Source organism: Serratia sp. CoH_134_PS_4 (assembly GCF_058190535.1).
Genome location: NZ_JBXWKI010000031.1, coordinates 1 through 7,648, shown reverse-complemented (window position 1 = coordinate 7,648; position 7,648 = coordinate 1). Strand labels below are relative to the sequence as shown.

Genomic DNA, 7,648 nt, shown 5'->3' with positions numbered 1-7,648 from the left:
TCACGTAGCGTATTGAGCAGATCGAGCGTCGAGCGCCCCCACCGGGAAAGCTCAGTGACCAGGATTGCATCAATTTGGGGTCAGTTTGGAGATCGGAAATTTTTGTACGTTAAGCACATTATTTAACCAATTCGGATACGTAAGTGATTGATTTATCGTCAGTGGCTATCGCTTTTAGGTTGTCGCTCTTGCTGTATCGCATTTAGGTTATCCGATTAAGACAAAATCCCCTGAAAACGCTGTATAGCGCGGGAGTACACCCTATTGCTATAGGTAAGTCTGTTCAAAAAACAGGCTTACCGTACAATAATTCTCTATATCCAAACTGACCCCCTAATTCACGACAACAATAACGGCGCAATGTGCGCCGTTATGTTATTTTTTGATAATCATCCAGGTATTCTCTTTATCACCATACGTAGCTCGGGTGTCCACCTTAACGCAGGGCTTTCCGTCACAACGCGATATATCAGCCAGCGGGGCTTTCTTCTGCCAGACCGCTTCCATCCGTTGCATTTCAGCAATCTGGCTGTACCCGTCATTCATAAACCACGTAAATGCCGTCACGCAGGCAGCCATGACGAAAAATATCGTCAGCACGAGATAAATCGCGGATTTCCACGTATAGCGCGACATCTCGCGTCGCATTTCATGGATCATCGCCTTCGCCGTATCGGTAGCCTGATTAAGCGCTTCTGTCGCCGGTTTCTGCTGTGCTAATCCGGCTTGTTTCAGCTCTTTCTCAACCTGAATGAGCGCGGCATGAACAGATTGCCTGACGGTTTCAGTCATATTACCGGACGCGCTGTCCAGCTCACGAATGAGCCTGCTCAGCGTGTCACTCTGCTGCTGTAATTGTGCTGAGGCGTCCTGAAACTGCTCAGTCAGAGAGGTAACACGCTTTTCCAGCGCCTGATGATGCCCGATGAGGGCAGCGATTTGTTTAATTTCGTCGCTCATGAAAAATCCTGTCTATCGTGAAAATGACCAGCCTTTATCCGGCTTCTGTCGTGTCTGTTCGGCGAGTCTCTGCTGTTCTTTCTCCTGCTGACGCTGTTTTTCTGCCAGTCGCTCCATTTCCTGATGTATCCCCTGAAACTCCGCCATTGTCTCGTTCACAAGGGACTGAAGGTCGATTTCGTCCTGTACGTCCTTCAGCGCATCACTGACCAGTGCGTTCAGCTTCTCCGGCTCTTTCTCAAAATCGAAAACCCTGCCGGAAGTGTCTTCCTGCGCAGGTTCAGGCTTCTGCTCTTGTTTTATCGTCAGGTTATCCCGCTCGCTGATGGCTTCCCGTAGCGAGGTGGTCACGTCAATCACACTGTCACGTTCATCACGAGACTGCTCCGCCTGCCTTTCAGCGTCCCTGCGCTCAAGGATGGCCTGTAACTGCGCAGTATCGAACCGCTGAACCTGTCCCGCGCCAAGATGCCGCTCAGGCTCACGCTCAATGCCCTGAGCTTTGAGTGAGCGTGCATCAACGCGGTCGGTATGCTGATACCGTTCAAGGTGCTTATTCTGTAGGTCAGCCCAGCGTTCCCGCTGGGCGACGAGGTGCTCTTTGCGTTCTGTCGGCGTTTCCCCGAAACGTGCCTTTTTCGCACCGCCGCGCTCAGGGGCTTTGCTGTTAGCTCGCTTAAAATACTGCTGCGGGTCACGGTCGATACCGTCATTCATCCGCTCAGAGAACATGATATGCGCGTGCGGCTGCTCGCCGCCGGCTATCGCCGCTTTCGGATTATGAATGGCGAACTGATACGCATGACGGTCGCCGATTTCCTGCCGGACAAAATCGCGGACCAGTTCAAGGCGTTGTTCGGGTTTCAGCTCACGCGGCAGGGCAATCTCGATTTCACGGTAGGTACAGCCGTTGGCACGTTCAAACGTGTCAGCGGCTTTCCAGAACTCCGTCGGTTTATGCGCTGCCCAGGCAGGCATATTGCCGGACTCCTTGTGCTCAAGGTCGGAGTCTTTTTCACGGGCATACTTTCCCTCACGCGAAATATAATCGGCATGGGGAGAGGCACTGCCTTTCCCGCCGGTTTTTACGCTGAGGTGATAGGAGGCCATCGTGTTTTTATCCCGCTGAAGGCGCGCACCGTTTCTGAACGAAGTGAAGAAACGTCTAAGTGCGCTCTGATAAATAAAAGAGTTATCAGAGATTGTAGTTGAATTTGACCTCCACTGCCATCAATGAGCATAATTCCCCCGTTAAAACTCAGAGGGTAAACGGGCATGAGTAAAAGCGAAAAACAGGAACAATGGGCAGCAGAAAGAGTGCAGTATATTCGCGGCTTAAAGTCGCCGAATGAGCAACAGAAACTTATGCTGATACTGACGGATAAAGCAGATAAAACAGCACAGGATATCAAAACGCTGTCCCTGCTGATGAAGGCTGAACAGGCAGCAGAGAAAGCGCAGGAAGCCAGAGCGAAAGTCATGAACCTGATACAGGCAGAAAAGCGAGCCGAAGCCAGAGCCGCCCGTAAAGCCCGTGACCATGCTCTGTACCAGTCTGCCGGATTGCTTATCCTGGCGGGTCTGGTTGACAGTAAGACGGGTAAGCCTGTTGATGATACCGCTGCCTTACTGGGTGCATTAGCCAGTCTGAATGACCTGTCACGGGATAATCCGAAGTGGTCAGACTGGAAAATCAGAGGGCAGGAACTGCTGAACAGCAAAAAGTCAGATAGCACCACATAGCAGACCCGCCATAAAACGCCCTGAGAAGCCCATGACGGGCTTTTCTTGTATTATGGGTAGTTTCCTTGCATGAATCCATAAAAGGCGCCTGTAGTGCCATTTACCCCCATTCACTGCCAGAGCCGTGAGCGCAGCGAACTGAATGTCACGAAAAAGACAGCGACTCAGGTGCCTGATGGTCGGAGACAAAAGGAATATTCAGCGATTTGCCCGAGCTTGCGAGGGTGCTACTTAAGCCTTTAGGGTTTTAAGGTCTGTTTTGTAGAGGAGCAAACAGCGTTTGCGACATCCTTTTGTAATACTGCGGAACTGACTAAAGTAGTGAGTTATACACAGGGCTGGGATCTATTCTTTTTATCTTTTTTTATTCTTTCTTTATTCTATAAATTATAACCACTTGAATATAAACAAAAAAAACACACAAAGGTCTAGCGGAATTTACAGAGGGTCTAGCAGAATTTACAAGTTTTCCAGCAAAGGTCTAGCAGAATTTACAGATACCCACAACTCAAAGGAAAAGGACTAGTAATTATCATTGACTAGCCCATCTCAATTGGTATAGTGATTAAAATCACCTAGACCAATTGAGATGTATGTCTGAATTAGTTGTTTTCAAAGCAAATGAACTAGCGATTAGTCGCTATGACTTAACGGAGCATGAAACCAAGCTAATTTTATGCTGTGTGGCACTACTCAACCCCACGATTGAAAACCCTACAAGGAAAGAACGGACGGTATCGTTCACTTATAACCAATACGCTCAGATGATGAACATCAGTAGGGAAAATGCTTATGGTGTATTAGCTAAAGCAACCAGAGAGCTGATGACGAGAACTGTGGAAATCAGGAATCCTTTGGTTAAAGGCTTTGAGATTTTCCAGTGGACAAACTATGCCAAGTTCTCAAGCGAAAAATTAGAATTAGTTTTTAGTGAAGAGATATTGCCTTATCTTTTCCAGTTAAAAAAATTCATAAAATATAATCTGGAACATGTTAAGTCTTTTGAAAACAAATACTCTATGAGGATTTATGAGTGGTTATTAAAAGAACTAACACAAAAGAAAACTCACAAGGCAAATATAGAGATTAGCCTTGATGAATTTAAGTTCATGTTAATGCTTGAAAATAACTACCATGAGTTTAAAAGGCTTAACCAATGGGTTTTGAAACCAATAAGTAAAGATTTAAACACTTACAGCAATATGAAATTGGTGGTTGATAAGCGAGGCCGCCCGACTGATACGTTGATTTTCCAAGTTGAACTAGATAGACAAATGGATCTCGTAACCGAACTTGAGAACAACCAGATAAAAATGAATGGTGACAAAATACCAACAACCATTACATCAGATTCCCACCTACATAACGGACTAAGAAAAACACTACACGATGCTTTAACTGCAAAAATTCAGCTCACCAGTTTTGAGGCAAAATTTTTGAGTGACATGCAAAGTAAGTATGATCTCAATGGTTCGTTCTCATGGCTCACGCAAAAACAACGAACCACACTAGAGAACATACTGGCTAAATACGGAAGGATCTGAGGTTCTTATGGCTCTTGTATCTATCAGTGAAGCATCAAGACTAACAAACAAAAGTAGAACAACTGTTCACCGTTACATATCAAAGGGAAAACTGTCCATATGCACAGATGAAAACGGTGTAAAAAAGATAGATACATCAGAGCTTTTACGAGTTTTTGGTGCATTCAAAGCTGTTCACCATGAACAGATCGACAATGTAACAGATGAACAGCATGTAACACCTAATAGAACAGGTGAAACCAGTAAAACAAAGCAACTAGAACATGAAATTGAACACCTGAGACAACTTGTTACAGCTCAACAGTCACACATAGACAGCCTGAAACAGGCGATGCTGCTTATCGAATCAAAGCTGCCGACAACACGGGAGCCAGTGACGCCTCCCGTGGGGAAAAAATCATGGCAATTCTGGAAGAAATAGCGCTTTCAGCCGGCAAACCGGCTGAAGCCGGATCTGCGATTCTGATAACAAACTAGCAACACCAGAACAGCCCGTTTGCGGGCAGCAAAACCCGTACTTTTGGACGTTCCGGCGGGTTTTTGTGGCGAGTGGTGTTCGGGCGGTGCGCGCAAGAAGACGTTATGGTAAATAAGTATTTTTTTTGATAAAAATACTTATTTTCATAAAAGACGCTCTTCTATCTTCAAGCGGGTAATGATAGCTGCTTGCTGATTCCACATTTTCGCTGCCGCCAAGGTTACCCAGAGTGACAAGGATTGAATGACTTTAGATTCAAATAGTCATTAACAGGTTGGCAGGGTGATGCTGCCAACTAGTAATTGTTACATTTTAAATATCATCTTCACTAACTTTCTATCCAAAAAAAGAATAAGTGACGTATAGACAAGAAAACCAAAACCTATTTTGATAAGTAAAAAACTCACATTGGAAAAATGTAAAGAAAAGCAAGACAGAACCTTTATTGAAATAAACATAATAACCCCTGAAAAAACAGGCTTGTAAACACAACGCAACACATCAAGAATGCTACCATTAAGATTTTTTACGGATAAATACATATTAGGTAAAAACATAATGAAATTAGCTATCATGTATAAAATAACCAGTGTTTCTATATTGTAATTAACACCAATAATAAATGAGCCAACCTGCAAAATAGAGTTAAATACTGATATTATAAATAATGTTCTAGCATCCCCTTGAGACATAAATACAGAACCTGTAGTGCTTACCATTGCCTGTAAAATACCTACTATGGATAACCACGTCAGTAAATTTGGCAGGAGCACCCATTGTTTACCAAAAGCGATATTAACTAATTCATGACTAACTGATGAAAGACCAAGCATCATAGGAGTAACAACTAATGAAATTACTTTTAATACATTAAGGTATGCTGATAATGCATCTTGTTTTGATTCCTGCAAGCGACTAAGCACAGGATACAATGATCTTGTTAAAACCGCAGTTACGCTTTGAATTGGGAATAGCATTACTTTATAAGCCATTGAATATTGCCCAAGTATTGAAGCTGAAAAAAACTTACCTATTATTATTTGATCACTGTTTCTAGAAAAAAAATTCACAAAATTAAATGCGACAATATTTGAACTAAAATTAAATATTGACTTTATATCCCTAAAGTCAAATGTAAATGCCGGTTTCCATCCTGAGAATATATGAAACATAATTGATGTCAGCAGAGAATACATCAATGTTTGCCCAACTAAACTATATACACCAAAACCTTTAATTGCTAATGCAATGCCAAAAAGAAGTGAAATAATTGATGAGAATGATTCTATAATCGCAACAACTTTGAATTTTGACGCCCTCTCCAGTAATGCAAGGTGCACTGACGTTACACTATTAAATATAAATGCAAAGGATATTGCTTTTATTGTGCCTGCCAACTCCACTTTCTTAAAAAAACTAGATATATCATTAGATAAAAAATAAAAAATAAAAAATAAAAAACAACCAATGAGCACATTAAATACAAAAACAGAATTTTTCAACCTATCGTCAATATACACTCTCTGTATAATTGCCGCTGAAGACCCCATATCGCGTAATATATTTACAAAGTTCACAACGACAAGAGTCAACGACATAACCCCAATCTCTTCAGGTGTTAGGTAGCGAGCAAAAACAACCAAACCTAAAAGCTGACAAGATATCTTAAAGCACTGAGACAGTGATACCCATTTCACATTGTGTCTTAACACTATATAAACCTCATGAGTAATGCTGCCAACCTGTTGGTGACCATTTGAATCTGTAGCCATTCAATCCTTGTCACTCTGGGTAACCTTGGCGTCAGTGAAAATGCGAAATCAACAAATTGTCATCATTACCAACTTACTGATGACATTTTGTTTTCAGACAATCCCTGATGAGAAAGATGATTTATAATTTACCATTAAAATGCAAATTAACCATCTTGATGGATTTGTCATTGTTTGTTTTTTGCAACCCAAAATATGAATAGAATTTGTTTTTAACCATCCTGATTGCCTTTATAATTAAACCGCTATTTTTAGATGTCAATGTATTTATTGAGCTAAGTGTGTTATGGTCATGCAATATTTCATGAACACATCGCAGTGCATCTGGGGATGACTCGACCTTCGTATTGGAAGCCTCTAACATTTTACTAATCCAGATGTCATCTGTCTTAGGTGAAATAATTAAATATGCATCATCTCCGATAATACTAGGCTTAATCATTCTCTTACTTAAAACACAACCCCCAACGCCAGTTATTATAAAATCCTTTTCAAATTTATCCTTTTTCATACTAATAGAATAAGAGCTATAAGATTTGTATTTGTTAAAAATATTCCTCTCCATTATTCTAATTCTAGCGGCAATTGCCACATTACAGTTGTTCTCATAAAACTGGCCTAATAGGAACTCAAGCCACTGCCGACCATATATTACATCATCATCAGCATATACAAGAATGTCATCAATCTCAGAGTTAATAATTGCGTTAATTATTTTGCGGTATGGGCCGGTGTTTTTTACATAATGTACATTCACTATGTTATTTATTTTATTTAGCTCTTCAACCCAAGCAGGTATCTCATATATTCCATGATCTGACAAATATGGCTCATTTGATATCCAAAGGTTTATTTTATCTGGCTGAACACTCTGGTTTATAATTGACCACACTGTGGCGGCACATAAATCCAGTCGAGAATGCATTGTAGTTAAATTAACTGATATCATGCTACCCTTTAAAGAAAAAAATTAATTTGATTTTATATTATATGTAAAAAGGTTACATACACAATATGTAGGACGTTTTTTCGAAAAAAATCAGTTTTTTTCCTGATGAACCTTCCTCCGCGTTGCCCGGTGATGCTGCCAACTTACTGATTTAGTGTATGATGGTGTTTTTGAGGTGCTCCAGTGGCTTCTGTTTCTATCA

7 protein-coding genes are annotated in these 7,648 nt (G+C 41.6%); 3 read left to right on the top strand and 4 right to left on the bottom strand.

Translation table 11 applies throughout. The features are described from left to right. Window positions 1-375 precede the first annotated feature (375 nt). Window positions 376-960 (bottom strand): mobilization protein MobX, encoded by a 585-nt coding sequence (locus AC2FCQ_RS24435; protein WP_040113348.1) that lies wholly within the window; start codon window positions 958-960, stop codon window positions 376-378. A gap of 12 nt (window positions 961-972) precedes the next feature. Then, on the bottom strand, window positions 973-2,070 hold the full coding sequence (gene mobA, locus AC2FCQ_RS24430; protein WP_040113349.1) for a mobilization protein MobA: 1,098 nt from the start codon (window positions 2,068-2,070) through the stop codon (window positions 973-975). A 165-nt stretch (window positions 2,071-2,235) separates the two neighbouring features. Here mobA and traD point away from each other — a divergent pair, with 165 nt between their 5' ends. From traD to AC2FCQ_RS24415, 3 genes are all read left to right on the top strand, one after another. After that, window positions 2,236-2,703 carry a conjugal transfer protein TraD gene (traD, locus tag AC2FCQ_RS24425; protein ID WP_032235402.1) on the top strand — a complete coding sequence of 156 codons (468 nt, stop codon included), beginning with the start codon at window positions 2,236-2,238 and terminating at the stop codon, window positions 2,701-2,703. Between the two features lie 593 nt (window positions 2,704-3,296). Beyond that, window positions 3,297-4,247: a replication initiation protein gene (locus AC2FCQ_RS24420; protein WP_034167667.1), complete on the top strand. Its 951-nt coding sequence runs from the start codon at window positions 3,297-3,299 to the stop codon at window positions 4,245-4,247. A gap of 7 nt (window positions 4,248-4,254) precedes the next feature. Then, entirely contained in the window at window positions 4,255-4,668 is a 414-nt protein-coding gene (locus tag AC2FCQ_RS24415; protein ID WP_001229901.1) for a hypothetical protein, read from the top strand. 362 nt (window positions 4,669-5,030) lie between these two features. On the opposite strand, the gene AC2FCQ_RS24410 is transcribed toward AC2FCQ_RS24415, so the two are convergent. Beyond that, window positions 5,031-6,497, bottom strand: a complete 1,467-nt coding sequence (locus AC2FCQ_RS24410; RefSeq protein WP_490309156.1) for a lipopolysaccharide biosynthesis protein — start codon at window positions 6,495-6,497, stop codon at window positions 5,031-5,033. Window positions 6,498-6,618: 121 nt separating this feature from the next. Further along, the gene (locus AC2FCQ_RS24405; protein WP_117074822.1) at window positions 6,619-7,446 is read right to left on the bottom strand and encodes a glycosyltransferase family A protein; all 828 of its coding nucleotides are present in this window, start codon (window positions 7,444-7,446) and stop codon (window positions 6,619-6,621) included. Window positions 7,447-7,648 lie beyond the last annotated feature (202 nt).

Bases quoted from the DNA above. Each gene is read 5' to 3' on its own strand.
- AC2FCQ_RS24435 (WP_040113348.1), bottom strand. From the start codon at position 960: ATGAGCGACGAAATTAAACAAATCGCTGCCCTCATCGGGCATCATCAG.
- mobA (WP_040113349.1), bottom strand. From the start codon at position 2,070: ATGGCCTCCTATCACCTCAGCGTAAAAACCGGCGGGAAAGGCAGTGCC.
- traD (WP_032235402.1), top strand. From the start codon at position 2,236: ATGAGTAAAAGCGAAAAACAGGAACAATGGGCAGCAGAAAGAGTGCAG.
- AC2FCQ_RS24420 (WP_034167667.1), top strand. From the start codon at position 3,297: ATGTCTGAATTAGTTGTTTTCAAAGCAAATGAACTAGCGATTAGTCGC.
- AC2FCQ_RS24415 (WP_001229901.1), top strand. From the start codon at position 4,255: ATGGCTCTTGTATCTATCAGTGAAGCATCAAGACTAACAAACAAAAGT.
- AC2FCQ_RS24410 (WP_490309156.1), bottom strand. From the start codon at position 6,497: ATGGCTACAGATTCAAATGGTCACCAACAGGTTGGCAGCATTACTCAT.
- AC2FCQ_RS24405 (WP_117074822.1), bottom strand. From the start codon at position 7,446: ATGATATCAGTTAATTTAACTACAATGCATTCTCGACTGGATTTATGT.